Here is a 25,505-nt window from a genome sequence, read left to right on the forward strand (position 1 = left end):
CACCGTACGAATCCATCTGATTCCAGGGCGAGTTGGACAGCACTCGAACACCTGCCGAACCGTCACGAACCATCCTGCACCCCGGACCGCCACCAACGGACGCGCGGACGGATGTGATCTCCGCCACCAAGATCGTCCGGACCGGCGGCCGAGGGACCTCCGCAGGACCGGGGCCGGGCGGACGCCCCTCGGCTACCGTGGATCCATGACGGTGATCGCGGGTCGTTACCGGCTGCTCGACGTCCTCGCCGAGGGGGCGACGGGCACCGTCTGGCGCGCCCTGGACGAGACGGACCGCCACGAGGTGGCCCTGGAGGAGCTCCGGGCCCCGGCCGGACTGCCGGCGGACGAGGTGCCGCTGCTGTACGCGCGGCGGGAGCGCGAGGCGCGGGCCGCCGCCCGGATCTCCCACCCCTCCGTCGTCCGGGTCCTCGGCGTGGCCACCGAGGACGGCCGGCCCTGGGTGGTGACGGAGCTGGTCCGCGGTCTCACCCTCGCGGAGACCCTCGACGCGGACGGTCCGCTGCCCCCGCGCGAGGCCGCGCGCGTCGGCGCCGAGGTCCTGGCCGGTCTGCGGGCAGCACGGGCCGCGGGCGTCCCGCACCGGGGCGTGGGTCCCGGGCAGGTGATCCTCGCGAACGACGGGCGGGTCGTCGTCACCGGCTTCTGGGGCGCGCCGGACGACGGCGCGGGCCCCGAGGCGGATCTGCGCTCCCTGGGGGTGCTCCTGGAGGCGGCGGCCGGCGGCCGGTCCGGACCGCTGGGCGCCGTGATCGACGCACTGACGGGCGAGGAGCCCGCCCTGACGGCCGATCGGGCCGAGGACGAGCTGCGCCGGGTGGCGGCGGGCGGCACGCGCCCGACGGCGGGGCCGGTGGGGGCTTCCGCCCCGGACCGGACCGGCCGGAGCGGCCTGGGCGGCCCGGGCGAGGACGACGGCGGGGCACGGGCCGGAGCCCCGCCGGCGCCTTCCCGACGAACGGCGGCGCCCCGGCGGGGGCCCGTCCTGGTGGCCGGGATCGTCGGGGCGCTGCTGCTCGCGGGTGCGTTGACGTATCAGGCGGTACGGGACGACGGACCGGACACCGGACCGGGACCGGGCGGCGCCACGAGCACCGCTCCGGCCGGTCCCGGCGGACCGGCTACAGCGCCCCGTTGAACGAGGGCAGGTAGCCGCCGGACTGTCCGGCGGCGGTCGGGTGGTACGACTCGCCGATGTTGAGCCAGTTGACGCTGTGCAGCCAGGCCGAGCTGGAGCAGATCTCGTGCCCGGTGAAGGCGGGGACGACGCTGGCGAAGGTGAAGCCGTGGTCGGCCGCGCGCTTGGCGGTGGCCGCGTTGAGGTAGTCGGAGGCGTTGTTGATGGCGCTGCGCTCGTTCTCGCTCAGGCCGGCGATGCAGCCGCCGTTGAGCTGGTAGAAGCGCGGGTAGCCGAGGACGACGACGTGGGCGGAGGGCGCCTTGCTGCGGATGGCGTCGTAGACGGAGTCGAGCTTTCCGGGGAGCGTGCTGTCCACGTAGGCCTTGGCCTGATTCACGCGGTTGATGCAGGTGGATTCGGACTGGAGCACACAGGTCGTCATGACGTCGGCGAAACCGGCGTCATTTCCCCCGATCGTGAGGGAGACCAGGTCGGTGGCGGCCGAGAGGGGTCCGAGCTGATTCGCGGTCACATCACCCGTTCGGGCGCCCGAGCAGGCGGTGAAGGCGAACGAGGAGGGGGCGTTCGCGTTCTTCCACAGGACCGGGTACGCCTTCGTGGAGCGCTTGCAGTCGCCACTGGCGCTGTCATAACTCCCGGAGCCGACACCGGAGGAGTACGAGTCCCCCAGGGCCACGTAGTCGAGTGCGGCGGTTTCGGCCGCCTGGGCCGCGCCCGCCCCGGTGAGGGTGAGGACGGCGCCGAGGAGCAGCGAGGACGAAAGCGCGACGAAGCGGGGCAGTCTCATGGAACCTCCCTGTAGCAGGATCTCTGCGTTACCAGGTAGTAGCAGCGGATCCCCCCGACCGGAAGTGTCCATGTCAAAAGTGGGAGTGAGTGGCCTCCGATCCTCCGTCAGGGACCGTCGAGATCAAGCCACTCCAGAAGGCGGCACCACCCCGTGCGCGGCGACCGCAAAACCCGGTGCGCGGCCCCGCCCCTTGTCGGATCATGGGCGACATGCCTGACACCCCCGCCGTACCGCCCACTTCGCAGCCGGCGCCGACCGCGCCGCTGCCCGTCATCGTCAACCTCGACGACAGCGACTCGCCGGGGGACGTCCTGGACGCGCTGTTCCTCGACCGGTTCGCGACCGGGGAGCAGCCGCACGCGCACGGCACCACCCTGGACCGGGCGAAGCCCGACGCGACGCTGCTCCCGGAAGGAGCACGGGTGCTGCGGGCCGCGAGCGACGACGACCGCAGCGCGGTCCTCGCCGAGGGCGAGGGCTGGACGATCCTCTCCTCCCGCTGGAACCGGCGCGCGGACGTGACCGTCACGGCGACCGACCCGGAGCTGGCGAAGCGGATCCTCGCCGAGGCCGTGGACGGGGCGAAGGACGAACCGGAGCCGGAGCCCGAGGACGTCACGATGGGCTTCTGGTACGTGGCTCCGCAGCGCGGCCCGCGCCGGATGACCCGCCGGATCAGCGCCGGGACCTGGGACGAGGTCCGGCCCAACTACTCGGCGCCGGTGGCCGACGCGATGGACCGGCTCATGAAGGTGACCCCGGAGGACATCACCGGCCGGCTCCTGCTGCTGCACGGCCCGCCGGGCACCGGCAAGACCTCGGCGGTGCGGACGCTGGCCCGGGCCTGGCAGGACTGGTGCCAGGTGGACTGCGTGCTCGACCCGGAGCGGCTCTTCAACGACATCGGCTACCTGATGGACATCGCCATCGGCGAGGACGACGGCACGGCGAAGGAGCGCTGGCGGCTGCTGCTCCTGGAGGACTGCGACGAGCTGATCCGCGGCGGCGCCAAGCACACCGCGGGACAGGCCCTGTCACGGCTGCTCAACCTGACGGACGGGCTGCTCGGCCAAGGGCGCAACGTCCTCGTCGGGGTCACCACCAACGAGGACCTGGAACGGCTGCATCCGGCGGTGGTCCGGCCGGGCCGCTGCCTGGCCCGCATCGAGGTCGGGCCGCTGAGCCGGGCCGAGTCGGTGGAGTGGCTCGGCCGCGAGGAGGGCGTGCCGCGCGAGGGCGCGACGCTGGCGGAGCTGTTCGCGCTGCGCCGCGGCACGCCCTCCACGGACCTCCCGGAACCCCGCGCGGCGGGGGCGGGCCTGTACCTGTAGGTCAGTGGTCGTACGCCGCCCGCAGGGCCTCGCTCAGCGCCGCCTCCGCGGCCTCGCGGCTGAGGCCGAGACGACGGGCCTCCTCGGCGTACTCGGCGGCGGCAGCGGCGGCCCTGCGGGTCGCCGCGTCGCCCGCGGCGGCGACGAAGGTGCCGTGGCGCCCGCGCGTCTCGATGACCCCGTCCGCCTCCAGGGCCTTGTACGCCTTGGCGACCGTGTTCGCGGCGAGGCCCAACTGCTCCGCGAGCCCCCGTACCGTCGGCAGTTTGTATCCGACCGGCAGTCTGCCCGACCGGGCACGCTCCGAGATCTGGGCTCGCAGTTGTTCGTAGGGAGCGGTGGTGGATCCGTGGTCCACAGCGATGGTGAGTGTCACCCCTCCGATTCTGCCCCCACCCCACCGGAAAATGGGAGGCGGTGGCGCGCCCCGCGCCCGTAGCGTGCCGCCACATGACTGTCATCGTCCGTGATGTACGGGCCCAGGACGCCGAGGGCTTCGCCCGGGTCCGCAGGGCGGCGCTGCCGTTCATGCTCGCGACCGCCGAGCAGCTCGCCTTCGACTGGGCGCATGCCCATCCCGACAGCCACTACCGCCCGCTGGTCGCCGAGACCGAGGACGGCGGGATCATCGGGACCGCGCAGCTGAGGATCGCCCACGACGCGCCGGAGCCCGGGATCGGCTCCGTCAACGTGTACGTGGACCCCGCGCACCTGGGGCTCGGCGCGGGGACGCTGCTGCTGCGCGCCGCCGAGGAGCACCTCGTGGAGCGGGGCGCGCGGGTCCTGTACAGCTGGGTCCTCGACGAGCCGGCGAACCGCAGGTGGGCCGAACGGCGGGGGTACGCGCCCAGCCGCAGCGCGCACTTCCTGCGGCTCGACCTGACGACGGCCGAGCTGCCGCCGCTCCAGGACCCGCCGGCCGGTGTCGAGCTGCGCACGGCGGAGGACTTCGCGGCCGATCCCCGGCCGCTGTTCGAGCTGGACGCGGTGACGACGGCGGACGAGCCGGGGGACGTGGGCACGGAGCTGGACGACTACGCGCACTGGCGGGAGACCACCTGGGACCATCCGCTGCTCGACCGGGCGCTGACGACGGTCGCGGTGGTCGACGGCGTGCCGGCGGCGTTCAGCGCGGCGCAGACGGACGGTCTGGGCCGGTACTGGTCCGGGATGACGGGCACCGCGCCGGCGTTCCGGGGCAGCGGGCTCGCGAAGCTCGCCAAGAACGCGTCGCTGCACCGGGCCAGGGACGCGGGCTGCACGGAGGCGTTCACGAGCAACGACGCCGGCAACGGGCCGATGCTGTCGATCAACGAGTGGTTCGGTTACGAGATCTGCGCGACGGAGGTGCGGCATGTCCGGACGATCGGTTGAGATCACCCTGACGAAGGCGGGCAGGACGAAGATCCGCTACCCGGCCGAGGTGCTGACGGAGGAGGGCGCCCGGATGTCGGTGCGCGCCCCGTGGGCGGCCGAGGGGGTGCGGGACTTCGGCTTCGTGCGGTTCGAGCCGGGTGACGTGTTCGTGGAGCACTACTGGCGCGACCGCTGGTTCACGGTCAAGGAGGTGTGGTCGGCCGACGGTTCCCTCAAGGGCTGGTACTGCGACATCACCCGGCCGGCCGTGTTCGACGGCTCCGGGGTGGTGGTCGAGGACCTGGACCTGGACCTGTGGGTGTCGGCGGACGGCAGCGAGGTGCTGCGGCTCGACGAGGACGAGTTCGCGGCGAGCGGCCTCGCCGCCTCCGACCCGGAGGCGGCGGCCCGTGCCGTGGTGGCCCTCGACGAGCTGGAGCTGCTCGGCCGGGAGGGCCTGGTCGACCTGCTGGGCTAGGGCCCGGCGCGGTTCGACGCCGGCCTGGTCAGCGCAGTTCGACGTCCGCCTGCTCCTTGGCGAGGAAGCCCGGCAGCGGCAGGCCCGTCTCGCCGGCCGTGAGCTGCACGAGGGTGGCCTCGACGCGGGCGGCGCCCGGCCGGTAGGCGGGGTCCTTCACGACGGCGCTGTTGGTCCAGGTGTGGAGGTGCCCGTCGCAGACGGCGCGGGTGCCGCCGATGCCGGTGGAACGGCTGTCCTGCTTGAGGTTGGAGCTGACGAAGACGGGTCCTTCGCTGTCGTCGAGGCAGCGGTACGTGCCGGAGACGGTGACCGTGGCGTCGGCGGCGAGGGTGCCGTACGCGTCGATGGTGAGGCCGTCGACCCCTTCCGCGTGGGCGAGAGGGGCGACGGCGGCGGTCAGCAGGGCTGCTGCGGCGAGGACGAGTCGGACGCGCATGGGCGGGGGTCCCTTCGGGGTGGGGGGAAGGTGCTGCCCGCCAGGGATACCGGATCCGGTCGCCGACTGTCCGAATCTCACCCCATCGACGGCGAGTTGGAGAGCCGGTACGCATACCGTCGTACGGTCAGTGCGGGGCGCGCCGGGCGGTCGCCCTCCTCACCAGCGGCCAGGCGAGCAGCAGCAGGACGACCGTGTAGACCGTGACCGAGAACGGGGTGTTCACCAGCCCGCCCAGCGAGCCGTCGCTGATCTGGAGGGCGCGGCGCAGCTGCTGTTCGGCGGCCGGGCCGAGGATGACGCCGATGACGGCCGGCAGCACCGGGAGGCCGTAGCGCCGCATCCCGAGGCCGATCAGCCCGATGACGAGCAGCACGATCAGGTCGAGCGCCTCGCCGCCCACCGCGTACGCGCCGACGGCGGCGAAGAAGAGGATGCCGGCGTACAGGTACGGGCGCGGGATGCGCAGCAGCTTGGCCCAGACGGGGGCGAGCGGCAGGTTGAGCGCGAGCAGCAGCACCATGCCGACGAACAGCGAGGCGATGAGGCCCCAGACCAGTTCCGGTTCCCGCTCGAAGAGCAGCGGGCCGGGCTGGATGCCGTACTGCTGGAACGCGGCCAGCATCACGGCGGCGACGGCGGTCGTGGGCAGCCCGAGGGTCAGCATGGAGACGAGCGTGCCGGCGGCGGAGGCCGAGGCAGCCGATTCGGGTCCGGCGACGCCCTCGATGGCGCCCCTGCCGAACTGGTCCCTGTGCTTCGAGAGCCGCTTCTCCGTGACGTACGAGAGGAAGGTCGGGATCTCCGCGCCGCCGGCCGGGATCGCGCCGAACGGGAAGCCGATGAGGGGACCGCGCAGCCAGGACTTCCAGGTCCGCTTCACGTCGTCCCTGCCGAGCCAGGGGCGGCCGACGGGGATGGCCTCGCCCGAGGTGCGGCGCAGGTGCGCGGCGACCCACAGGGCCTCGCCGATCGCGAAGAGGCCGACCGCGACGATGACGACGTCGATGCCGTCGGCGAGCTGGAGCGAGCCGAAGGTGAGGCGCTGCTGCCCGGTCATCTGGTCGAGGCCGACCAGGCCGATGGTGAGGCCGATGAGCAGCGAGGCGAGGCCGCGGATGCGGGAGGAGCCGAGGACGGAGGTCACCGCGATGAAGGCGAGGACCATGAGGGCGAGGTAGTCGGGGGCGCCGATGTCGACGGCGAGCGCGGCGACGGTCGGGGCGAGGACGACGAGCAGGGTCGTGCCGATCATGCCGCCGGCGAAGTGGCCGATGGCGGCGGCCGCGAGGGCCTGTGCGCCGCGCCCGGACTTGGCCATCGGGTTGCCCTCGATGGCGGCGACGACGGCCGCGCTCTCGCCGGGGGTGTTGAGGAGGATCGAGGTGGTGGAGCCGCCGAACATGGCGCCGTAGTAGATGCCGGCGAACATGATGAACGCGCCGGTCGGTTCGAGTCCGTAGGTCACCGGGAGCAGCAGGGCGACGGCCATGGCGGGGCCGATGCCGGGCAGGACGCCGATGGCGGTGCCGAGGAGCACGCCGATGGCGGCCCACAGCAGGTTCATCGGGGTGAGGGCGGTCCCGAAGCCGTCGATGAGGGAGTTCAGGGAATCCACGGGTCAGATCACTCCCATCAGCGGGCCGCCGGGCAGCGGGACGCCGAGCAGCTTGTCGAAGACGGCGTAGGTGAGGAGCGAGAGGGCGGCCGCGATCAGCGGGTCGCGGGTGAGGTGGCGGCTGCCGAGGGCGTAGGCGGCGCCCCAGAAGAGGAGGGCGCCGGCGACGGGGAAGCCGAGGGGGCCGATGAGGACGGCGAAGGCGAGGAACACGCCGGCGAGGAGCAGGACGGTGCGCCAGTCGGCGGGTTCGGTCAGGTCGACGTCCTCGCCGCCCTCGGCCTCGCCCCGGCCGCCGCGCAGCACGTCGACGGTGAGGAGGACGGCGACGACGAGGAGGCCGCAGCCGACGACGAGGGGGACGGTGGCGGGGCCGACGGGGCCGCGTCCGGCGATGTCGGCGTCGAGGGTGAGGGCGTCGGTGAGGACGAGGACGCCGAGGAGGAACAGCAGGGCGCCGACGCCGAGTTCGGACCGCCCGCGCAGCAGGGTCTTCACAGGCCGAGCTCCTTGAGGACGGAGCCGACCCGCCGGTCCTGCTCGGTGAGGAAGGTGCCGAACTCGGCTCCGGGCAGGAAGGCGTCGTTCCAGCCGTGGGTCTTCAGCGACTCGCGCCACTGCGGGGAGCCGTGCAGGCCGGTCACGAGGGCGACGAGCTTCTCGCGCTCGGCGTCGGAGAGGCCGGGCGGGGCGACGATGCCGCGCCAGTTGGTGAACTCGGTGTCGAGACCGGCCTCGCGGAGCGTGGGGGCGTCGAGACCGGGGACCCGCTTCGGTCCGGTGACGGCGAGGAGGCGCAGCTCCCCCGCCTTGATCTGGTCGAGGTACTCGCCGACGCCGGAGACGCCGAAGCCGACCTTGCTCCCGAGGATGGAGGCGAGGAGTTCGCCGCCGCCGTCGAAGGGCACGTAGTTGACGTCCTTGGGCGCGATCCCGGCGGCCTGCGCCATGAGCATCGGGGCGAGGTGGTCGGGCCCGCCGGGCGAGGAGCCGCCGCCGACGGGCAGCTTGCCGGGGTCCTTCTTCCAGGCGGAGAGGAGCTCCTGGATCGTCTTGTACGGGGAGTCCTTGCCGACCACGACGATGTCCTGCTCCTCGGTGAGCCGGGCGATCGGCGTGGTGTCGGCGAGGGTCCTGGGCGTCTTGTTGGTGTGGACGGCGCCGACGACACCGAGGCCCATGGACATGGCGAGGCGGCCGTTGCCGCGTTCGCCGACGAGCCGGGTGAGGCCGACGGTGCCGCCCGCGCCGGGCAGGTTGAAGACCTCGACGTCGCCGGTGAGACCGGCTTCCTCGGCGTTCTTCGCGGCGGTGCGGGCGGTGATGTCGTAGCCGCCGCCGGGGGTGTTGGGGACCATGAAGCGCAGGCCGGGTATCGCGGTGCCGGTGTCGGAACCGGTGCCCGCGGTGAGCAGCGGTGGGCCCACGAGCACCAGGAGGGCCGCCCCGAGGAGGGCGAAGGGGGTGCGCAACCGCACGTGTGCCGCCTCTCAGACAGAGGGTTGGGGGATGTGAGGTGGCCCACATGTTGCCCTCGCGTTAAGAAGCTGTCTCTCTTCCGCAATCAACGGACGTTGTGGTCGTTGTGGTCGGGACCTAGCGTGGGTCGGCGTGACGAAGGTGCTGGTCGTGGACGACGACTTCATGGTCGCCAAGCTGCACTGCCGCTATGTCTCGGCGGTGCCGGGCTTCACCGTGGCCGGGGTCGCGCACAGCGGCACCGAGGCGCTCCGCGCGGCCGAGCGCCTCCGCCCCGACCTCGTCCTCCTGGACGTCTTCCTGCCCGACATGGACGGGGTCCGGGTGCTGCGGGAGCTGCGCGCGGCCGGTCTGGGCATGGACGCGCTCTTCATCACCGCCGCCCGGGACGTCGGCACGATCCGCTCGGCCCTCCGCGCGGGCGCCCTGCACTACCTGATCAAACCGTTCACCCAGGCCGCCCTGCACGAGCAGCTCCGTCACGTCGCCTCCCTCCGCTCCCGCCTCGCCGAACTGGACGAGGCCCGCCAGGAGGACGTCGACCAGATCTTCGGCACCCGCCCCCGCGGCTCCCGCGAACTCCCCAAGGGCCTCGCCCCCCACACCGCCGACCTCGTCGACTCCGTCCTCCGCGCCCACCCGGAGGGCCTGTCGGCCACGGAGTGCGCGGAGGCCGGCTCCCTCTCCCGCGTCAGCGCCCGCCGCTACCTCGAGTACTTCGCGGAAACGGGCCGCGCCGAGGTCACCCTCCGATACGGCGGCACGGGCCGCCCGGAGCGGCGCTACCGGCGGATCGGGTAGCTGTTCCTGAGGGGCCTCTTACCTGCGCCTTAACGCGGCCCTAAGGGCCGTCATCCGTGCTTCTTCCGGGGCTAGTTTGCTGGGCGTCCCCCCTCTGAAGGAGTCCCCGTGAGCTCACGCCGTACCGTCGCCGTCACCACCGCCGCCCTGGTCCTGTCCGGTCTCGCCGTGGCGCCCGGGGCCTTTGCGCACGGGTCGATGACCGATCCTGTGAGCCGGGTGGCGGCCTGTTATGCGGAGGGGCCGGAGGCGCCGAGGTCGGCGGCGTGCAAGGCGGCGGTGGGGGCGAGCGGGGCGCAGGCGTTCTATGACTGGAACGCGGTGAACATCGCGAACGCGGCCGGGCAGCACCGGCGGTTGATCCCGGACGGGAAGCTGTGCAGCGCGGGCAACGACAAGTACCGGGGGCTCGACCTGGCGCGGGCCGACTGGCCGGCGAGCCGCATGAGTTCCGGGGCGCACACCTTCCGGTACAAGGGGACCGCCCCGCACAAGGGCTCGTTCGCGCTGTACGTGACGAAGGACGGGTACGACCCGTCGAAGCCGCTGAAGTGGTCGGACCTGGAGGAGAAGCCGTTCGTGACGGTGACCGACCCGGGGATGCAGAACGGCGACTACGTGTTCCGGGGGACGGTGCCGAAGAAGTCGGGCCGTCACCTCATCTACTCGATCTGGCAGCGCTCCGACTCCCCCGAGGCGTTCTACACCTGCTCGGACGTGGTGTTCGGGCAGGAGGCCCCCGCCACGACCGCGCCCGCCACGACCCCTCCCGCCACGACCGCGCCCGCGCCCACCGCCTCGGCTCCCAGCGAGGAGCAGATCGCGGACGGTGCGGACAAGTCCACGGTCGGGCACGGCGGGCACGGCGGGCACGGGTCGGCGTCCACCGCGCCGGCTTCTCCCGACGCGCCCGCCCCCGCCGCCGCTCCGGGTTCCGGTGTGGAGCTGGCGGAGACGGGCGGCGACGCCACCACGCCGTATCTGGCGGTCGGTGGCGCCGCCGTGCTCGCGCTCGGTGCCGCGGTGCTCTTCGGGACGGCCCGGCGGCGCCGGACGCGCTAGCCGACGACCGAGAGGCAGGTGGTCGGGGTCGCGTGGGCCGGGTCGAGGGCGTTGGCCACCTCGTGGAAGGTGACCCGGTCCACCGTGCCGATGGCCACGTGCTCGGACAGGTCGAGCGCGCACTTGTCCTGGATGAGGACGTTGGTGACGTTCGGGCCGCTCAGGAACTGGGAGCGGTACGGGGTGACGACCTCGTCGTACTGGCTCGCGATGACGTGGTAGCGGACGCCGGGGACGGTGTCGCCGCCCTCGTTGAGCTTCGTGATGAAGGCCGAGCCGGCGATCTGGTCGGCGAGGCCGGGGGTCGCGGAGCTGATGAGGTCCTCGGCGCCGGGGAAGTACGGCAGGAGCTTGGTGAGGCCGCTCAGGGTGGTGCCGTGGTTGTCGGGGGCGATGCCGACGAGCGTGTTCACCTTCTCGGCCCCGCCGAGGAACTTGAGGTACCAGCGGGGCATCATGCCGCCCTGCGAGTGCCCGACGAGGTCGGCCTCGGGGGCGCCGGTGGCGGCGAGGACCCGGTCGACGTAGGTGGCGAGCTGTCCGGCGGACGCGGAGATGGGGCCGAGCCCGTTGAAGAGGGGCACGCCCGGCAGCTGGCCGTAGTCGAGCGAGAAGACGCAGTAGCCCCGGTCGACCAGGTAGGGCGCGAGGGCCAGCCAGTTGTCGACGGAGTTCCCGAAGGTGCCGTGGACGAGGACGACGGGGCGCGGGTGCGCGGCGGACGGCTTGCAGGAGAAGTCGTTCCAGCCGCGGCTGGGGGCGGTCTCCGCCTGGGCGGCGGCGGTGGGGGCGAGGGTGGCGGCGGCGGTGAGGAGCAGGACGGACAGCGCTCTGACCGCGCGCTTCCAGGACTTCGGGGGCAGCATCGGGCGATCTCCTTGCGGCTCAAGGGGAAGGTGGGGGTGCTGTGCCCTGCGGTCCGGACCACAAGTGGGGATGCTCTCCAGCCAAGCTACGCACGGGTAGCCTCGGCTGGGAAGTTACGCGTCGGTAAAAAGTGATGCGTCGTCACGCGGGCGTCAGCCGTTCGGCCCCCACCCGCCTGCGGGAACGCCCGCCGCCCCCGAGCGTGGGGGCATGAGTCTCGTCGATGAACTGAAAAGCGCCGTCACCCCCCGGGCCGCCCTGCTCGTGGTCGGCGTCTTCGCCCTCCAGCTCCTGTTCATCGCCTCGTACGTCGGGGCCCTGCACCATCCGAAGCCGAAGGACGTGCCCTTCGGCGTCGTCGCTCCGCAGCAGGTCTCCGCGCAGCTCGTCGGGCAGCTGGAGAAGCTCCCCGGCTCGCCGGTCGACCCCCGGGCGGTCGCCGACGAGGCCGCGGCGCGGGACCAGATCCTGAACCGGGACATCGACGGCGCCCTGCTCGTCGACGTCACCGGCCGCACCGACACCCTGCTCGTCGCCTCCGGCGGCGGCGCCGCGCTCTCCACCGCCCTGGAGAAGATCTTCACCACGGTGGAGGGCGCCCAGGGGCGCGCCGTGCGGACGGTCGACGTGGCCCCCGCCTCGCGGGAGGACTTCAACGGGCTGTCGTCCTTCTACCTGGTCATCGGCTGGTGCGTCGGCGGTTACATCTGCGCCGCGATCCTGGCGATCAGCGCCGGCTCCCGGCCCGCGAACCCGGAGCGCGCGATCATCCGCCTCGGCACCCTGGCGCTCTACTCGGCCCTCGGCGGTCTCGGCGGCGCGATCATCGTCGGCCCGATCCTCGGCGCCCTGCCCGGCAGCGTCGCCGCCCTGTGGGGCCTGGGCACCCTGGTGGTCTTCGCCGTCGGCGCCGCGACCCTCGCCCTCCAGTCCGTCTTCGGGATCGTCGGCATCGGCCTCGCGATCCTGCTGATCGTCATCATGGGCAACCCGAGCGCGGGCGGCGCCTTCCCCGCGCCCATGCTGCCGCCGTTCTGGCGGGCGATCGGCCCCGCCCTGCCGCCGGGCGCGGGCACCTGGGCGGCGCGCTCGATCGCGTACTTCAAGGGCAACGACATGACCGCCTCGATGCTGGTCCTCTCGGCCTGGGCGGTCGTCGGCGCGGCGGTCACCCTGGTGATGTCCTCGCTGAAGCGGCAGCCTGCGGCAGAGCCGATCGCCGAGGAGGTGTCCCCCACCTCCGGTGCGAGCGGCACGTAGGTGTCCGCGTCGGCCCGGCCCCAGTCGCTGTGGCCGGCCCCGCGACCGATTCCTCCGGCAGGGTCGCCGTGGACGACCGGTGGGCGACGCCGGCGTCCTGCGGATGGCCGCACCCCGCCCCGTGCCGGTGCTGCGCGTACGGATGCCCGGCCGATTCCGGCATGCGCGGCACCGCGGCGTTTCCGGCACCGCGTTGCAGGGCCATGAGGCCGGCGGGGTCCGCCGGGGCCGGGGTCCGGGGTGCTGACTGCTGGCCGGCGGCCTGGTCAGGGCCTCGCTCGTGCGACAACGGAACGTCTTTCGACGACGACGCGGACCCCCGTCACGAAACACGCCGCGGGCGGTGTCCGGCAGGTGCCCGGGGGGGCAGGCCCCCCCGGGCAGACCCGTTGTCCGTACGGTCTAGTACACGCTCACCCCGTACGCGCTCAGCGCCTCCGTCACGGGCTGGAAGAAGGTCGTCCCGCCCGAGGAGCAGTTGCCGCTGCCGCCCGAGGTGAGGCCGATCGCCTTGCTGCCCGAGTAGAGCGGGCCGCCGGAGTCTCCGGGCTCGGCGCAGACGTTGGTCTGGATCAGGCCGGAGACGATGTCGCCGCCGCCGTAGTTCACGGTGGCGTTCAGGCCGGTCACCGTGCCGCCGTGGATGCCGGTGGTGGAGCCGCGGCGGGTGACGGACATGCCGACGGTGGCGTTGGCGGCGCTGGTGATGTCGACGCTGCCGACCGCGCCGGACTTGGTCACCGTGGTGTTGGTGTAGCGCACGATGCCGTAGTCGTTGCCCGGGAAGCTCGACCCGGCGGTGCTTCCCAGGACGGTGGTGTGCGTGGAGTTGGACCACCAGGTGCCCGCGCCGTCGGTGCAGTGGCCGGCGGTGAGGAAGTAGTAGTTCCCCGCACTGTCCTTGACGTTGAAGCCGAGCGAGCAGCGCCAGCTGCTCGCGTAGATGGCGTCGCCGCCGGAGATCAGCTTGTTGAACGTGCCGGGGGTGCGCTCGATGCGGAGCGCGCCGGCGTTGGCCCCCGCCTTGTGCTTGATCTTCGCGATCTCGGCCGGGGAGACGGTGGAGTCGGCGGTGACGACGACCTGGCCGGTGGCGGTGTCGACGCGCCAGGCGGTGCCGGCGACGTCGGCGGCGAGGACGGCGTCGCCCGCGGCGGAGAGCTGGGTGGCGCTGAACGTCTGCGCGGAGTCGGCGTTCGCGGTGGGGACGCCGAGCGTCGCGGCGGCGGCGACGAGACCGGCGGTGAGGGCGAGCAGCCGGAACTTCTTGGTGGGGGTGGTCACTTCTTGTTCCTCCTGTGGGGGGGGGATCAGTGGGTGTCCGTGCGGGGTCAGAAGAGGCTGACGTTGTACTTGGCGAGCGCCTCGGGCACCGGCTGGAAGAAGGTGGTGCCGCCGGTGGAGCAGTTGCCGCTGCCGCCGGAGGTGAGGCCGAGCGCCTTGGTGCCGTCGTACATCGCGCCGCCGGAGTCTCCGGGCTCGGCGCAGACGTTGGTCTGGATCAGGCCCTTCACCGTGCCGCCGCTGGAGTAGTGGACGGTGGCGTTCAGGCCGGTCACCGTGCCGCCGCGGGTGCCGGTGGTGGAGCCGGAGCGCTTGACGGCCTCGCCCACGTAGGCGTCGGCGGCGGTGAAGCCGCCGGTGTGGGCGAGCGAGGTGTTGTCGTAGCGGACGAGGGCGTAGTCGTTGCCCGGGAAGCTGGAGCCGACGGTGGCGCCGATCGGGGTCGACTGGGCCGAGTTGGTGTACCAGGTGTTGGCGACGTTGCCGCAGTGCCCGGCGGTCAGGAAGTAGTACGTCCCGCCGCTGTCCTTGACGTTGAAGCCGAGCGAACAGCGGTAGCCGCCGCCGTAGATGGCGTCTCCGGCGGCGAGGAGGGGCTTGAAGACGCCGGGGGTGCGCTGGACGCGGAGGGCTCCGGCGTCGGCGCCGGCCGCCTTCCGGATCTTCGCGAGTCCCGCGTCGGTGACGGTGGAGTCGGCGGTGACGACGACCCGGCCCGAGGCCTTGTCGACGTACCAGGCGGTGCCGCCGACCCCGGCGGCCTCGACGGCGGCGTCGGCGCGGGCGAGCTGGGCGGGTCCGGGCGCGGGGGCGGCCTGGGCGCCGGGGAGTCCGAGGGCGGTCGCGGCGGCGATACCGGCGGCGACGGCGAGCAGACGGGTGCGGGTGTTCCTCACTGTGCTCCTCACGGTTCTCCTTCTGGGAAAAGCGGAGGGGCCCGTGGATGGCGGGCCCGTGAGGCGCCATCAGGTGACGTGTTCCTGACATGCACCGCCAGTGATAGTGGCCCTCCCGGAGCGGGCGCACAAGACCGCCGTACGTACAAGCGCCCCCGACCTTCCCGGCCGGGGGCGCAGCACTACGGCAAAAGACCAGTTCAGGAGGCGTTCAGCCGCCGCTCCCCCGCCGCCACCGCGGTGTCCAGCGTGTTCCCGGGCGGCGGGAACGGGCAGATGAAGTGGTCCGCGAAGGCGCACGGCGGCAGCAGCGCGCGGTTGAAGTCCACCGTCACCGAGCCGTCCGCCGCCGGGGCCTCGGGTCGCAGGAAACGGAAGCGGTAGCTGTCCCGGCCGCTGGTGGCGTCCGCGAAGACCGCCCACAGGGTGCCGTCGTCCTCGACGGCCACCTGCAGGACGTGCTCGCCGCCGTGCAGCTCGAAGACCAGCTCCCCGGAGAGCCCGAGGCCGCGCTCCCGGCCGTCGGCGTTCTCCACCCGTACGCTGCGCGTCTCCCCGTACGGACGGAACACGCCGGGCACCACCCAGCGCTCGTCGTACGGGGTGGCCTCGATGCCCCGGAAGGCGCGGCGCGCCCCCGAGTCCGGGTCGAAGTCCCGTACGGCCCAGAGCCCTTCGCGCCGCAGCACCACGAGCCGCCGGCCCGCCGACTCGACCCGGGACTCGTGGATCGGGGCGTGGTCGGCGGTGAGCCGGACCGTGCCGGTGAAGGGCTTGCCGTCGACGGTGATCCCGTCCTCGGCGCCCGCCGTCAGGACCACCTCGTCACCGTCCTCCCGCCACTCGCCGGGAATGGCCGGAACACGCCCCTCGGGGTGGTCCGCGAGCCAGTGGGTGCCCGTGAGGGAGAGCGGGCCGTACGAGGAGGCGACCGCGGCCTCCCGCTGCTCGTGCCAGTGCTGCCAGTCCTGCTGTGGATCCGTACTCATGGTGTGTCAGCCTTCCATACGGGCTCGGGAAGCCCGAGGTGCGAGCGCAGCGTGGTGCCCGCGTACTCCGTACGGAAGACCCCCCGCTCCTGGAGCAGCGGGACGACCCGGTCGACGAAGTCGTCGAGGCCGCCGGGGGTGAGGTGCGGGACGAGGATGAAGCCGTCGGCGGCGTCCGTGGCGACGTGCTCCTCCAGGGCGGCCGCGACCGTCGCCGGAGAGCCCACGAAGGACTGCCGGCTGCCGCTCTCGATGACGGTCTGCCGGATCGAGAGCCCCTTCGCCTCCGACAGCGCCCGCCACTTCCTGGCCACTCCCACCGGATCGGCGACCCGCACCCGGCCCTGGACGAGCGTGGAGTCCGGATCGGGATCGACGTCCGGCAGCGGCCCGTCGGGGTCGTATCCGGACAGGTCGCGGCCCCAGACCTGTTCGAGCGCGAGGATCGCGTTCTGCGGGGAGACCTGCTGCCGCCGTATCTCGGCCGCCCGCTCCTGCGCGTCGGCGTCGGTGTCGCCGAGGACGTACGTCACCCCCGGCATGATCTTCAGGTCGCCGGGCTGCCTCCCGTACCGGGCGAGGCGTCCCTTGACGTCGGCGTAGAACTCCCGCCCGGCCTCCAGGGTGGAATGCCGGGTGAAGATCACATCGGCGGCGGAGGCCGCGAACTCCCGGCCCTCACCGGAGTCCCCGGCCTGGATGACCACCGGATGCCCCTGCGGGGAGCGCGGTACGGGGAACTCGCCCGAGATCCGGAACTGCGGCCCGCTGTGCGCGAAGGGCCGCTGCTCGCCGTCCGGGGTCCAGGAGTCCCACAGCTCCCGGGCGGTGGCGAGGAACTCGGCGGCCCGCGTGTACCGGTCGGCGCGGTCCAGATAGCCGCCGCGCCGGAAGTTCTCGCCGGTGAAGGCGTCGGACGAGGTCACCACGTTCCAGGCGGCGCGACCGGCGCTCAGGTGGTCGAGCGAGGCGAGCCGCCGGGCCAGCTCGTACGGCTCGTTGAAGGTGGCGTTGACCGTGGCGGCCAGGCCGAGCCGCCCGGTGACCGCCGCGAGGGCGTTCAGGACGGTGATCGACTCGGGCCGGCCGACGACGTCCAGGTCGTGGATCCGGCCCGCGTGCTCGCGCAGCCGCAGCCCCTCGGCGAGGAAGAAGAAGTCGAAGAGCCCCCGCTCCGCGGTCCTGGCCAGATGCTCGAACGAAGAGAAGTCGATCTGCGATCCGGACCGCGGATCGGCCCAGACGGTGGTGGAGTTGACGCCGGGAAAGTGCGCGGCGAGATGAACCTGCTTCTTGCCCCGGCTCATACGTCCGCCCCCGCCCTCGCGTACTGGCTGACCGGCCGGACGAGCCCCAGGTGATCGCGCAGGGTGGTCCCCGCGTACCCGCTGCGGAACAGTCCGCGCTCCCTGAGCCGGGGCACGGTCTCCCCGGCGAACCGCTCCAGGTCCCGCTCCGGCACGGCGGGCACGAGGTGGAAGCCGTCGACGGCGCCGCCCCCGGCCCAGTCGGCGATCAGCTCGGCGAGCGCCCCGGGCCCACCCTCGTACGCGTCGAAGTCGACGCTCAGCGAGAGCAGCACGCGCAGCTGCCCGGGGTCCCGGCCGTGGGCGCGGGCCCCCCGGTGCAGTTCGGCACGGAGGGCGGCGGCCTCCTCGGCGGACGAGGCCCGGATCAGGGCGACGTCGGCGTGGTGGGCCGCGGTCTCCCGGGCGGCCGGGCGGGTGGCGTCGACGACGGTCACCGGATTGCCCTGCGGCGGACGGGGCACGATCGAGGGCCCCTTGACCGAGAAGGTCGCGCCCTGGAAGTTCACATGATGCAGCTTGCGGCGGTCGACGAACCGTCCGGTGGCCACGTCCCGTATCTCGGCGTCGTCCTCCCAGCTGTCCCACAGCTTCCGCGACACCTCGGCGACCTCACCCGCCTCCTGCCAGAGCTCGGCGGTGGGGGGCGCCGGACGGCGGCCGACGAGCCGGGCCTCGGCCCCGGCCGGGGAGACCGCGATCCGCCAGCCCGCCCGGCCCCGGCTCACCCAGTCGAGGGTGGCGACGGCGGCCTGGACGTGGAAGGGCTCGGTGTGCGTGGTGGTGACGGTCGGCACGAGACCGACCGACCGGGTCTCGGGGGCGACCCGGGCGAGCACGGCGAGCGCGTCGAGACCGGGCCCGCCGAAGGAGTCGTCATGGGTGAGGAAGTCGAGCGCGGCTGCCTCACCGAGCCGCGCGAGCGCGACGGTACGGGCGACGGGGCCGGGATCGGCCCGGCCGGAGCCGACGAGCTCGGCGGCGAGGTGGAGCGGTCGGATGCTGGTCATACGGTCTCTTTCCATACAGGGCGAGGTACGGATCCCGGCGCGGACCCGGAAGCCGACCCCGGCCCCGGCCCCGGCGGAACACCGGGGCCGGCACACGGCGAGGTCAGTTCTTGGTGCGGGGCAGGCCGGGCGGGTTGATCTCCGACTTCGGCACGGCCTCGGCGCTCAGCCCCCACCGCTTGAGGACCTGCGCGTAGGTGCCGTTCTCGATGAGGTGGTCGATCGCGGCCGCGTAGGCGGCGACGAACCCGCTGTCCTTCTTCGTGGTGGCCGCGATCTTGCCCTGGAGTCCGGCGCCCGCCCCGGAGAACTTGCCGACGGTCTCGGTCTGTCCGGCGGAGGCCACGTGGTAGGCGACGGCGGGGTTGGGGCCGAGGTAGCCGTCGATCCGGCCGGACTGGAGGGCCAGGTAGTAGTCGGTCGTGTTGTCGTAGTACTTGATGTCGACGCCCTTGCGGCCGGCCTTCTCGTTCTGCTTGGACCAGTCGACGAGGATCTTCTCCTGGTTGGTGCCGGAGCCGACGGCGATCCGCTTGCCGGACACGTCCTCGGGGCCCTTCACCGTCCAGCCGGACCCCTTCTTCGCCTCGAAGGCGAGGTCGTCGAGGCGGTAGGTGGCGAAGTCGTACTTGTCCTTGCGCTCCTCGGTGACGGTGACGTTGGAGAAGACCGCGTCGTACTTGCCGCTGTCCAGGCCGACGAAGAGGTTCTCCCAGGAGACCGGGTTGAACTCGGGCTTCAGGCCGAGGGTGTCGGCGACGAGGGTGGCGATGTCGAGCTCGACGCCGATCAGCGTCTTGTCGTCGGTGGCGCGGAAGGCGAGCGGCGGATTGCTCTTGGCGGAGACGCCGATGATCAGGGTGCCTCTCTTGCGGACGGCCTCGGGCAGCTTGCCGGCCGCCGTCTCGTCCTTGGCGGTGTGGATCCGGTTCTGGTTCGGACCCACGTTGATGCCGGTGTCCTTCTGGCCCTCCGGCTTGATCTCGGTGGCGGCGTCGCCCGAGCCGCAGGCGGTGAGGACGCCGAGGGCGGTGAGCGAGGCGAGGGCGGTGAGGACGGTACGACGGGTCTTCATGGCGGTACAGCTCCTTCGGGTGAGGGGGTCAGAGAACCTTGGAGAGAAACGCACGGGTCCGCTCGTGGCGCGGACTGTCGAGGACCTCGGCCGGCGGCCCCTGCTCGACGATCCGGCCCTCGTCCATGAAGACCACGGTGTCGGCGACCTCGCGGGCGAAGCCGATCTCGTGGGTGACGACGATCATGGTGGTGCCGGAGGCGGCCAGGTCCTTGATGACGTCGAGGACCTCGCCGACGAGTTCGGGGTCGAGCGCGGAGGTGGGCTCGTCGAAGAGGAGCAGGCTCGGTTCGAGGGCGAGCGCGCGGGCGATGGCGACCCGCTGCTGCTGTCCGCCGGAGAGCTGCTTGGGGTAGGCGTCGGCCTTGTCGGCGAGTCCGACGCGTTCGAGCAGCGCGCGGGCCGTGGCCTCGGCGTCCTTGCGGGGCCGCTTCAGCGCCGAGACGGGCGCCTCGACGATGTTCTCCAGGACGGTGAGGTGCGGGAAGAGGTGGAAGTTCTGGAAGACGAAGCCGATGCGGGTGCGCTGCTTGAGGATCTCGCGTTCGCGGAGCTCGTAGAGCTTGTTCCCGGAGCGGCGGTAGCCGACGAGGACGCCGTCCACGCCGACCGTGCCGCTGTCGACCTTCTCCAGGTGGTTGATGGTCCGCAGCAGGGTGGACTTGCCGGAGCCCGAGGGGCCGAGGACGACGGTGACCTCTCCGGCCCGGACGTCGAGGTCGATGCCGCGCAGGACGTGGAGGGCGCCGAACCGCTTGTGGACGGCGCGGATCTCGACCTTGGCGGTGGAGGGGTCGGCGGAGACGGTGTCGGAGCTCATCGGACGCTCCCCTTCGCGTAATGGCGTTCGACGTAGTGCTGGACGACGGAGAGCGCGGTGGTGAGCAGGACGTACCAGGCGGTGGCGACCATGAGGAGCGGGACGACCCGTCCGTTGCGGCCGTAGACGACCTGGACCTGGTAGAAGAGTTCGCCGATCGCCATGACGGAGACGATCGAGGTGCCCTTGAAGAGCGAGATGATCTCGTTGGCGGCGTTGGGCAGGATCGAGCGCATCGCCTGCGGCAGCACGATCCGCCGCAGCTGCCGGAGCCTGGGGATGCCGAGGGAGGCCGCCGCCTGCAACTGGCCCTCGTCCACGGCGAGTACGCCGCCCCGGACGATCTCCGCCGCGTAGGCGGCCTGGTGCAGGGCGAGGCCGAGGACGGCGGCGCTCATCTCGCCGACGAGGCCCATCGTGTCGAAGGAGAGGAAGCTCGGCCCGAAGGGGATGCCGATGCTCAGTTCCTTGTAGAGGTAGGCCAGGTTGAACCAGAAGAGCAGCTGGACGATGAGCGGGATGGAGCGGAAGGCCCAGATGTAGCCGAAGGCCACCGAGCGCAGGAACGGGCTGGCGGACAGGCGCATGAAGGCGAGCACGATGCCGATCGCGAAGCCGAGCGCGGTGCCGTAGAAGGTCAGCTGGAGGGTGACCCAGACGGCGCGGAGGATCGTCTCGGTGGTGAAGAAGGCGGCGAAGACGTCCCATTCCCAGCCGGGGTTGGTGACGAGTCCGTGGACGAACTGGACGAGCAGGACGGCGGTGACGACGACGGCCGCCCAGCGCCAGGGGTGGCGCACCGGGACGACGACGAGCTCGGGCGCGGTGCTCCCGGGGGTCTTCGTGACGGGCGCGGTGGCGGGCTCGGTGGCGGGTGTGGCGGCGGGTGGGTCGCTGGTGAGAGACATGGCGGTTCCTCGGAAAGGGGTCGGGCAGCGGGGTTCAGACGCTCAGCGGGGCGGGGAGCCGACACGCCCGGTCGCGCAGCAGGGTCAGGGCGGCCCGCGCGGTGACGTCGTTCTGCCCGAAGGCGATCCCGCCGGTACGGGGCCGGGTGAAGCCGCTCCCGGCGCGGGTGGTGGTGTGCGGGCCGAGGGCGAAGCGGCGCGGGTGCGGGCGTCCGTCGTGCTCCAGGAGCCGGCCGTCGTCGGGGTCGACGACGAGGAGGCCGCCGGCGGTGGTCCGGGTCCCCTCCTCGTACAGGGCGCGGAGCAGCGGGCTGCGGGTGAGTTCCAGGGTGGGTTCGGGGATCCGGGCCTCGACGAGGGCGCGGGCCTCGGTCCACTCCCCCGGCAGGGCGGCGGACACGGCCCGGAAGAGGCCGCGTTCCTCGTCGGCCTCGACGGTGACCTGCGGGCCGAGGAAGCGGACGACGCCGGCGCGGGAGAGCGCGAGGAGCTGCCGCAGCCGGGGGCCGGGCGGCCCGGAGGCGAGGTAGCTGAAGAAGCCGTGCCACCAGCCGTCGGGGTCGAGTCGCCGGCTGAGCCGCACGAGCTGGCCGTAGACGGAGAGGAGTCCGGCGAAGACGGCGGCGTCGGGGCTGTGGGCGGGGTCGTGGCGGCGGGTCAGGTCCTCGGTGATGTAGTCGCGCAGGCCCTGCTGGAGGGCCTCGGCCGAGGGGTAGCGGATGCCGTCCAGGGGGTGGTCGAGGGCGTCGAGGTCGAGCCGGTCGGCGGGGTCGGGGACGGCGGCGGCGACGAGCGCGGCGAGTTCGGCCGAGCGCGGCGGCGCCTCCTCGTAGGCCTTCTCGAAGTCGCTCCGGTCGAGCGCGGTCCGCTCGGGGTGGGTGGAGAAGAGCCGGTGGTAGTGGGCCCAGCCGAGTTCCTTGTCGATGAGCGGCCACACGTCGCGCCGGAAGTCGACCGGTCCGGGGCGCCGGAGCAGGGCGTCGGTCTGCTCGGCGCCGAAGAAGCGGGGCAGCGGGGGCCGTTCGCCGTCGAGGTCGTAGCCGATCTTCGAGTGGTACGGGACGCCCCGGCGCGATCCGACGTACAGGACCGGTTCCTTGCCGGAGGGCACGTAGACGAGCTCGTCGCCCTCGCCCTCGTACCGTCCGCCGCGGCCCTCGGTGAGCAGCACCATCAGGTCGACGAAGGCGAGGCCGAAGCCGCGGACGAGGACGGGTTCGCCGGCGGGGACGGCGGCGAGGTCGCTGTCGGCGGTGAAGTCGGGCGGGAGGTGGACGAGCCGGTGGCGGGCGGCGAAGGCGGCGAGCTCCCGCTGTTCCCGGTCGGGTTCGGCTTCCTGGTGGCCGACGGTGAGGACGACGAGGTCGGCGAGGAGGGGGCCGTCGGCGCCCTCCAGCCAGACCCGCTGGCGTCCCTCGCGGGGGCCGCTGACCCGCAGGGCGGTGGTGCGGTGCTCGTGGACGGTGACGGAGGCGGGCAGGGCGCCGCGGGCCCGCTCGTACACCCAGCGCAGATAGGCGCCCTGCTGGGGGCGGCTGGGGAAGCTGCGGCCGTCGATGCCGGCCCATTCGGCGAGGGTGGGTCCGGGGCGGACGGGTCCTTCGAGGGCGACGGTCTCGTCGGTGAACATGGTGACGTCGTCGGCCTCGGAGTTCATCCAGAGCAGCGGGGACTGGGCGGTGCGCCAGATCCGGCCGGGGCCGGGCGGGTGCGGGTCGACGAGGTGGATGTCGAGGGGCTCGTCGCCGTACAGCCCGGGCAGGTTGGCGGCGAGCCGTTCGAGGAGGCCGGTCCCCCGCGGCCCGGCACCCACGATGACCAGGGAGGGGCGCGGGCTCATCGGGCACCGGCCGTTCCGCGGGCGTAGTGCCGCTCGACGTAGTACTGGCCGACGCTGAGGACCGAGGTGACGGCGACGTACCAGAGGGTGGCGACGAGTAGCAGCGGGATGATCTCGTACGTGCGGTGGTAGATCAGCTGCGTCGAGTAGAGCAGGTCCTGCACGGCGATGACGGAGACGATCGAGGTGCCCTTGAGGGTGCCGATCAGCATGTTCCCGGCGGGCGGGACGATGGCGCGCATGGCCTGCGGCAGCACGATGCGGGTGAGCCGGCGCCACCGGCCGAGGCCGAGGGACTGGGCGGCCTCGATCTGGCCCCGGTCGACGGAGAGGATGCCGCCGCGGACGACCTCGGCGGCGTAGGCGGCCTCGTGCAGGGTGAGGCCGATGACGGCGACGGCGACGGGGCCGAGGAGGTTGACCGTGTTCACGCCGAGGATCTGCGGGTAGAGCACGCCGATGTTGAACCAGAAGAGCAGCTGGACCAGGATCGGGGTGGACCGGAAGAACCACACGTAGCCCCAGCTGACCGCGCGGAGCACGGGGTTGGCGGAGAGCCTGAGGACGGCGAGCAGGGTGCCGAGGACGAAGCCGAGGGCCATGACGAGGGCGGTCAGCCACAGGGTGAGGCCGAGGCCGCGCAGGACGGACGCGGAGGTGAAGTACTCGGCGACGACGTCCCACTGGAAGGCCTTGTTGCGCACGACCGAGACGAGCGCGAGGGCGAGCAGGACGAGGACGACGGCGGCGGCGGTCCACTGGCCGGTGCGGCGGGTGGGGACGATGCGCGGGGGCGGTTCGGCCGGCGGGGCCGTGGAAGGGGTTTTGACGAGGGTCGCGGACATGCGAAGGCTCCGTGGATGCCAGAGGGCGGATCGAACACGGGGTGCGCCTTCACACGCGCTGAGTCGCGGATCCGGGCCCCTCAGCCCGATCCGCCCTTCGAGGCTATGCGGTCAACACGGCCCGCTGTCAAGGCTGTCCGCACTGTGAGCCGTACGTCTCATCGCGGTTGACGCGGGACCGGATGCCTGTTCCACTGGGGCCATGCATCCGCAGCAGCTGGTCACGCGCTCCCACATCGACTTCGGTCGCGTGTGGTCCTCTTCCTGTTGAGCCGACCCGCTGCTCCTCCCCGTCCGCGTGCTGTTTTCCGCGGCGCCTTCACACCCAGGCCCTTGCTGAGCGCCTGAGCTCTCCCCTCCCCTCGCCTGCCCTTTTCTCCCTTCCTTCGTCCTGAAGGACCGTCATGACCTTCCCGTTGTCCGTGCACCGGACCACGACCACCGACCCCCTGGCCCGCCCGCTCCTCGACGAGCTGGCACACGAGTACACGACCCGGTACGGCTCCGCGCACGACCTGAACCGCTACCCGGCGGCGGAGTTCGCCCCGCCGCACGGCGCCTTCCTGCTCCTCCTGGAGCAGGGCCGGCCCGTGGCGGGCGGCGCCTACCGCCGCTACGACGAGGACACCGCCGAACTGAAGCGGATCTGGACGCACTCGGCGCACCGCAGGCGCGGGCTCGCCCGCCGCGTCCTGACCGTGCTCGAACGGGAGGCCGCCGCCCGCGGCTACTCCCGCGTCTATCTGACGACGGGGCCGCGCCAGCCTGAGGCCAAGGGCCTCTACCTGGCGAGCGGCTACCGCCCGCTGTTCGACGTGTCCGCCGATCCCGAGTCGATCGGCCCGCTGCCGTTCGAGAAATTCCTGGAGAACCCGAAACCATGAGAACGCGTACGACTTCCGGCACCGCACGCACCGCCCTCGTCTTCTCCCTGATCACCGCGGCCGCGCTCGGCCTCACCGCCTGCTCGGGCGGCGAGCCCGCGACCGCCCCGGCCGGGGCCTCGGGAGCGCCGGGCTCCGCGAAGGGCGCGCTCCCGACCGAGGACGTGGTGGGGGCGGTGAAGAAGAACGAGGCGGCGGCGGGGCTGCTCCCCGCCGAGGTGCGGCAGCGCGGCAGTCTGACGATCGCCTCCTCGGTGGCGAGCCCGCCCAGCTCCGCGTACCTGCCGGACGGCAAGACCGCCGTCGGGGTGGACATCGACTTCTCGGCCGCCGTGGCGAAGGCCCTCGGTCTGGAGCTGAAGCGCGAGGTGGTCGGCTTCGAGGCGATCCTGCCGGCGCTGGGCAGCGGCAAGTACGACGTCGGCACCGGGAACTTCGGCGTGACCGAGGAGCGGCGCAAGACCATCGACTTCGTGACGTACGTCAACGACGGGCAGGGCTTCGCCGCGCGCGCCGACAGCACCCTGGGGGCGGTCACGGACCTGACCCAGCTGTGCGGTCTGAAGGTGGCCGTGAACGCCGGCACCACCTTCGAGCGGACCCTGGAGAAGAACAAGGGCCGGTGCGCGGAGGCCGGGAAGCCGGCTTACGAGGTGAACGTCTACAGCGAGCCCGGGGCGATCTGGATGTCGCTCCAGCAGGGCCGCAGCGACGTCGTGATGAACACGATCAACGGCGTGCGGTACGCGGTGACGCAGCAGAAGAACGTGAAGTTCCTCAACGAGTACCGGCGCCTCGACGTCGGCTTCGCCTTCAAGAAGGGCACCCCGCTGGCGCCGGCCTTCCAGGCTGCGGTGAACGGCCTGAAGGCCGACGGGACGTACGACCGGATCCTGAAGAAGTGGGGGGTGACGGCCTCGGGCATCGAGAAGTCGCAGATCTCCCCGCCGGAGATCCCCGCGCCGAAGAAGTGACGGCGGCGGGGCCCCGGCGGGGTTCGCCGA

Annotated in this window: 26 protein-coding genes; 9 read left to right on the forward strand and 17 right to left on the reverse strand. The window is 72.6% G+C overall.

Features of this window, described 5'->3' with window-relative positions; all coding sequences use genetic code 11:
- The first annotated feature begins 205 nt into the window (after positions 1-205).
- Positions 206-1,159: a protein kinase gene (locus tag ACH4TP_RS26735; protein WP_398186149.1), complete on the forward strand. Its 954-nt coding sequence runs from the start codon at positions 206-208 to the stop codon at positions 1,157-1,159.
- On the opposite strand, the gene ACH4TP_RS26740 is transcribed toward ACH4TP_RS26735, so the two are convergent.
- On the reverse strand, positions 1,143-1,949 hold the full coding sequence (locus ACH4TP_RS26740) for an SGNH/GDSL hydrolase family protein (protein WP_389228652.1): 807 nt from the start codon (positions 1,947-1,949) through the stop codon (positions 1,143-1,145). The two genes, ACH4TP_RS26735 and ACH4TP_RS26740, sit on opposite strands and share 17 nt — an antisense overlap.
- A 212-nt stretch (positions 1,950-2,161) precedes the next feature.
- On the opposite strand from ACH4TP_RS26740, the gene ACH4TP_RS26745 reads away from it, so the two are divergent.
- The gene (locus tag ACH4TP_RS26745; protein WP_398186144.1) at positions 2,162-3,283 is read left to right on the forward strand and encodes a DUF5925 domain-containing protein; all 1,122 of its coding nucleotides are present in this window, start codon (positions 2,162-2,164) and stop codon (positions 3,281-3,283) included.
- A 1-nt stretch (position 3,284) separates the two neighbouring features.
- On the opposite strand, the gene ACH4TP_RS26750 is transcribed toward ACH4TP_RS26745, so the two are convergent.
- On the reverse strand, positions 3,285-3,659 hold the full coding sequence (locus ACH4TP_RS26750; protein ID WP_389228658.1) for a GntR family transcriptional regulator: 375 nt from the start codon (positions 3,657-3,659) through the stop codon (positions 3,285-3,287).
- A gap of 74 nt (positions 3,660-3,733) precedes the next feature.
- On the opposite strand from ACH4TP_RS26750, the gene ACH4TP_RS26755 reads away from it, so the two are divergent.
- Positions 3,734-4,657 carry a GNAT family N-acetyltransferase gene (locus tag ACH4TP_RS26755; protein ID WP_398439336.1) on the forward strand — a complete coding sequence of 308 codons (924 nt, stop codon included), beginning with the start codon at positions 3,734-3,736 and terminating at the stop codon, positions 4,655-4,657.
- On the forward strand, positions 4,638-5,117 hold the full coding sequence (locus ACH4TP_RS26760) for a DUF402 domain-containing protein (protein ID WP_389228664.1): 480 nt from the start codon (positions 4,638-4,640) through the stop codon (positions 5,115-5,117). The genes ACH4TP_RS26755 and ACH4TP_RS26760 overlap by 20 nt, the downstream gene beginning before the upstream one ends.
- Before the next feature lie 28 nt (positions 5,118-5,145).
- Here ACH4TP_RS26760 and ACH4TP_RS26765 read toward each other — a convergent pair whose 3' ends face one another.
- From ACH4TP_RS26765 to ACH4TP_RS26780, 4 genes are all read right to left on the reverse strand, one after another.
- Positions 5,146-5,556 carry a DUF6299 family protein gene (locus ACH4TP_RS26765; protein WP_389228667.1) on the reverse strand — a complete coding sequence of 137 codons (411 nt, stop codon included), beginning with the start codon at positions 5,554-5,556 and terminating at the stop codon, positions 5,146-5,148.
- Between the two features lie 127 nt (positions 5,557-5,683).
- Entirely contained in the window at positions 5,684-7,174 is a 1,491-nt protein-coding gene (locus ACH4TP_RS26770; RefSeq protein WP_389228670.1) for a tripartite tricarboxylate transporter permease, read from the reverse strand.
- Between the two features lie 3 nt (positions 7,175-7,177).
- Positions 7,178-7,672, reverse strand: coding sequence for a tripartite tricarboxylate transporter TctB family protein (locus ACH4TP_RS26775; protein ID WP_389228673.1), 495 nt, complete (start codon positions 7,670-7,672; stop codon positions 7,178-7,180).
- On the reverse strand, positions 7,669-8,652 hold the full coding sequence (locus ACH4TP_RS26780) for a Bug family tripartite tricarboxylate transporter substrate binding protein (RefSeq protein WP_398186135.1): 984 nt from the start codon (positions 8,650-8,652) through the stop codon (positions 7,669-7,671). Before ACH4TP_RS26780 ends, ACH4TP_RS26775 begins: the two co-directional genes overlap by 4 nt.
- A gap of 133 nt (positions 8,653-8,785) precedes the next feature.
- Between ACH4TP_RS26780 and ACH4TP_RS26785 the strand changes: the two genes are divergently transcribed.
- Positions 8,786-9,454 carry a response regulator gene (locus ACH4TP_RS26785; protein WP_398439337.1) on the forward strand — a complete coding sequence of 223 codons (669 nt, stop codon included), beginning with the start codon at positions 8,786-8,788 and terminating at the stop codon, positions 9,452-9,454.
- A 108-nt stretch (positions 9,455-9,562) separates the two neighbouring features.
- Positions 9,563-10,516, forward strand: a complete 954-nt coding sequence (locus ACH4TP_RS26790; RefSeq protein WP_398439338.1) for a lytic polysaccharide monooxygenase — start codon at positions 9,563-9,565, stop codon at positions 10,514-10,516.
- Here ACH4TP_RS26790 and ACH4TP_RS26795 read toward each other — a convergent pair.
- Entirely contained in the window at positions 10,513-11,382 is an 870-nt protein-coding gene (locus ACH4TP_RS26795) for an esterase/lipase family protein (protein WP_398186123.1), read from the reverse strand. The genes ACH4TP_RS26790 and ACH4TP_RS26795 overlap by 4 nt on opposite strands.
- A gap of 211 nt (positions 11,383-11,593) precedes the next feature.
- On the opposite strand from ACH4TP_RS26795, the gene ACH4TP_RS26800 reads away from it, so the two are divergent.
- Positions 11,594-12,643 carry a DUF3533 domain-containing protein gene (locus ACH4TP_RS26800; protein ID WP_398439339.1) on the forward strand — a complete coding sequence of 350 codons (1,050 nt, stop codon included), beginning with the start codon at positions 11,594-11,596 and terminating at the stop codon, positions 12,641-12,643.
- 402 nt (positions 12,644-13,045) lie between these two features.
- Here the strand turns inward: ACH4TP_RS26800 and ACH4TP_RS26805 are convergent, their stop codons facing one another.
- From ACH4TP_RS26805 to ACH4TP_RS26850, 10 genes are all read right to left on the reverse strand, one after another.
- The gene (locus tag ACH4TP_RS26805) at positions 13,046-13,927 is read right to left on the reverse strand and encodes a S1 family peptidase (protein WP_398439340.1); all 882 of its coding nucleotides are present in this window, start codon (positions 13,925-13,927) and stop codon (positions 13,046-13,048) included.
- Positions 13,928-13,974: 47 nt separating this feature from the next.
- Positions 13,975-14,835 carry a S1 family peptidase gene (locus ACH4TP_RS26810; RefSeq protein WP_398439341.1) on the reverse strand — a complete coding sequence of 287 codons (861 nt, stop codon included), beginning with the start codon at positions 14,833-14,835 and terminating at the stop codon, positions 13,975-13,977.
- A gap of 188 nt (positions 14,836-15,023) precedes the next feature.
- Positions 15,024-15,812, reverse strand: a complete 789-nt coding sequence (locus tag ACH4TP_RS26815) for a DUF1684 domain-containing protein (RefSeq protein ID WP_398439343.1) — start codon at positions 15,810-15,812, stop codon at positions 15,024-15,026.
- Positions 15,809-17,119, reverse strand: coding sequence for an NtaA/DmoA family FMN-dependent monooxygenase (locus ACH4TP_RS26820; RefSeq protein WP_398186111.1), 1,311 nt, complete (start codon positions 17,117-17,119; stop codon positions 15,809-15,811). Before ACH4TP_RS26820 ends, ACH4TP_RS26815 begins: the two co-directional genes overlap by 4 nt.
- Entirely contained in the window at positions 17,116-18,129 is a 1,014-nt protein-coding gene (locus ACH4TP_RS26825) for an LLM class flavin-dependent oxidoreductase (RefSeq protein ID WP_398186108.1), read from the reverse strand. The genes ACH4TP_RS26820 and ACH4TP_RS26825 overlap by 4 nt, the downstream gene beginning before the upstream one ends.
- Positions 18,130-18,232: 103 nt before the next feature.
- Positions 18,233-19,204 (reverse strand): ABC transporter substrate-binding protein, encoded by a 972-nt coding sequence (locus ACH4TP_RS26830; RefSeq protein WP_389228709.1) that lies wholly within the window; start codon positions 19,202-19,204, stop codon positions 18,233-18,235.
- Positions 19,205-19,232: 28 nt separating this feature from the next.
- Positions 19,233-20,024 carry an amino acid ABC transporter ATP-binding protein gene (locus ACH4TP_RS26835; RefSeq protein ID WP_398186105.1) on the reverse strand — a complete coding sequence of 264 codons (792 nt, stop codon included), beginning with the start codon at positions 20,022-20,024 and terminating at the stop codon, positions 19,233-19,235.
- Positions 20,021-20,932, reverse strand: a complete 912-nt coding sequence (locus ACH4TP_RS26840) for an amino acid ABC transporter permease (protein ID WP_389228715.1) — start codon at positions 20,930-20,932, stop codon at positions 20,021-20,023. Before ACH4TP_RS26840 ends, ACH4TP_RS26835 begins: the two co-directional genes overlap by 4 nt.
- Positions 20,933-20,966: 34 nt before the next feature.
- Positions 20,967-22,772, reverse strand: a complete 1,806-nt coding sequence (locus ACH4TP_RS26845; protein ID WP_398439344.1) for an FAD/NAD(P)-binding protein — start codon at positions 22,770-22,772, stop codon at positions 20,967-20,969.
- The gene (locus ACH4TP_RS26850; protein WP_398186096.1) at positions 22,769-23,617 is read right to left on the reverse strand and encodes an amino acid ABC transporter permease; all 849 of its coding nucleotides are present in this window, start codon (positions 23,615-23,617) and stop codon (positions 22,769-22,771) included. The genes ACH4TP_RS26845 and ACH4TP_RS26850 overlap by 4 nt, the downstream gene beginning before the upstream one ends.
- Positions 23,618-24,021: 404 nt before the next feature.
- On the opposite strand from ACH4TP_RS26850, the gene ACH4TP_RS26855 reads away from it, so the two are divergent.
- Entirely contained in the window at positions 24,022-24,501 is a 480-nt protein-coding gene (locus ACH4TP_RS26855; protein ID WP_398439345.1) for a GNAT family N-acetyltransferase, read from the forward strand.
- Positions 24,498-25,475 (forward strand): ABC transporter substrate-binding protein, encoded by a 978-nt coding sequence (locus ACH4TP_RS26860; RefSeq protein WP_398186093.1) that lies wholly within the window; start codon positions 24,498-24,500, stop codon positions 25,473-25,475. Before ACH4TP_RS26855 ends, ACH4TP_RS26860 begins: the two co-directional genes overlap by 4 nt.
- Positions 25,476-25,505 lie beyond the last annotated feature (30 nt).

Source organism: Streptomyces sp. NPDC021012, from assembly GCF_044333355.1.
Taxonomy (GTDB): Bacteria; Actinomycetota; Actinomycetes; order Streptomycetales; family Streptomycetaceae; genus Streptomyces.

What these genes read in the sequence shown, in the direction of transcription:
- ACH4TP_RS26855 (WP_398439345.1), top strand. Translation starts at nt 24,022, where the DNA reads ATGACCTTCCCGTTGTCCGTGCACCGGACCACGACCACCGACCCCCTG.
- ACH4TP_RS26745 (WP_398186144.1), top strand. Translation starts at nt 2,162, where the DNA reads ATGCCTGACACCCCCGCCGTACCGCCCACTTCGCAGCCGGCGCCGACC.
- ACH4TP_RS26765 (WP_389228667.1), bottom strand. Translation starts at nt 5,556, where the DNA reads ATGCGCGTCCGACTCGTCCTCGCCGCAGCAGCCCTGCTGACCGCCGCC.
- ACH4TP_RS26795 (WP_398186123.1), bottom strand. Translation starts at nt 11,382, where the DNA reads ATGCTGCCCCCGAAGTCCTGGAAGCGCGCGGTCAGAGCGCTGTCCGTC.
- ACH4TP_RS26755 (WP_398439336.1), top strand. Translation starts at nt 3,734, where the DNA reads ATGACTGTCATCGTCCGTGATGTACGGGCCCAGGACGCCGAGGGCTTC.
- ACH4TP_RS26800 (WP_398439339.1), top strand. Translation starts at nt 11,594, where the DNA reads ATGAGTCTCGTCGATGAACTGAAAAGCGCCGTCACCCCCCGGGCCGCC.
- ACH4TP_RS26845 (WP_398439344.1), bottom strand. Translation starts at nt 22,772, where the DNA reads ATGAGCCCGCGCCCCTCCCTGGTCATCGTGGGTGCCGGGCCGCGGGGG.
- ACH4TP_RS26830 (WP_389228709.1), bottom strand. Translation starts at nt 19,204, where the DNA reads ATGAAGACCCGTCGTACCGTCCTCACCGCCCTCGCCTCGCTCACCGCC.
- ACH4TP_RS26840 (WP_389228715.1), bottom strand. Translation starts at nt 20,932, where the DNA reads ATGTCTCTCACCAGCGACCCACCCGCCGCCACACCCGCCACCGAGCCC.
- ACH4TP_RS26860 (WP_398186093.1), top strand. Translation starts at nt 24,498, where the DNA reads ATGAGAACGCGTACGACTTCCGGCACCGCACGCACCGCCCTCGTCTTC.
- ACH4TP_RS26820 (WP_398186111.1), bottom strand. Translation starts at nt 17,119, where the DNA reads ATGAGCCGGGGCAAGAAGCAGGTTCATCTCGCCGCGCACTTTCCCGGC.
- ACH4TP_RS26735 (WP_398186149.1), top strand. Translation starts at nt 206, where the DNA reads ATGACGGTGATCGCGGGTCGTTACCGGCTGCTCGACGTCCTCGCCGAG.
- ACH4TP_RS26760 (WP_389228664.1), top strand. Translation starts at nt 4,638, where the DNA reads ATGTCCGGACGATCGGTTGAGATCACCCTGACGAAGGCGGGCAGGACG.
- ACH4TP_RS26825 (WP_398186108.1), bottom strand. Translation starts at nt 18,129, where the DNA reads ATGACCAGCATCCGACCGCTCCACCTCGCCGCCGAGCTCGTCGGCTCC.
- ACH4TP_RS26815 (WP_398439343.1), bottom strand. Translation starts at nt 15,812, where the DNA reads ATGAGTACGGATCCACAGCAGGACTGGCAGCACTGGCACGAGCAGCGG.
- ACH4TP_RS26740 (WP_389228652.1), bottom strand. Translation starts at nt 1,949, where the DNA reads ATGAGACTGCCCCGCTTCGTCGCGCTTTCGTCCTCGCTGCTCCTCGGC.
- ACH4TP_RS26835 (WP_398186105.1), bottom strand. Translation starts at nt 20,024, where the DNA reads ATGAGCTCCGACACCGTCTCCGCCGACCCCTCCACCGCCAAGGTCGAG.
- ACH4TP_RS26850 (WP_398186096.1), bottom strand. Translation starts at nt 23,617, where the DNA reads ATGTCCGCGACCCTCGTCAAAACCCCTTCCACGGCCCCGCCGGCCGAA.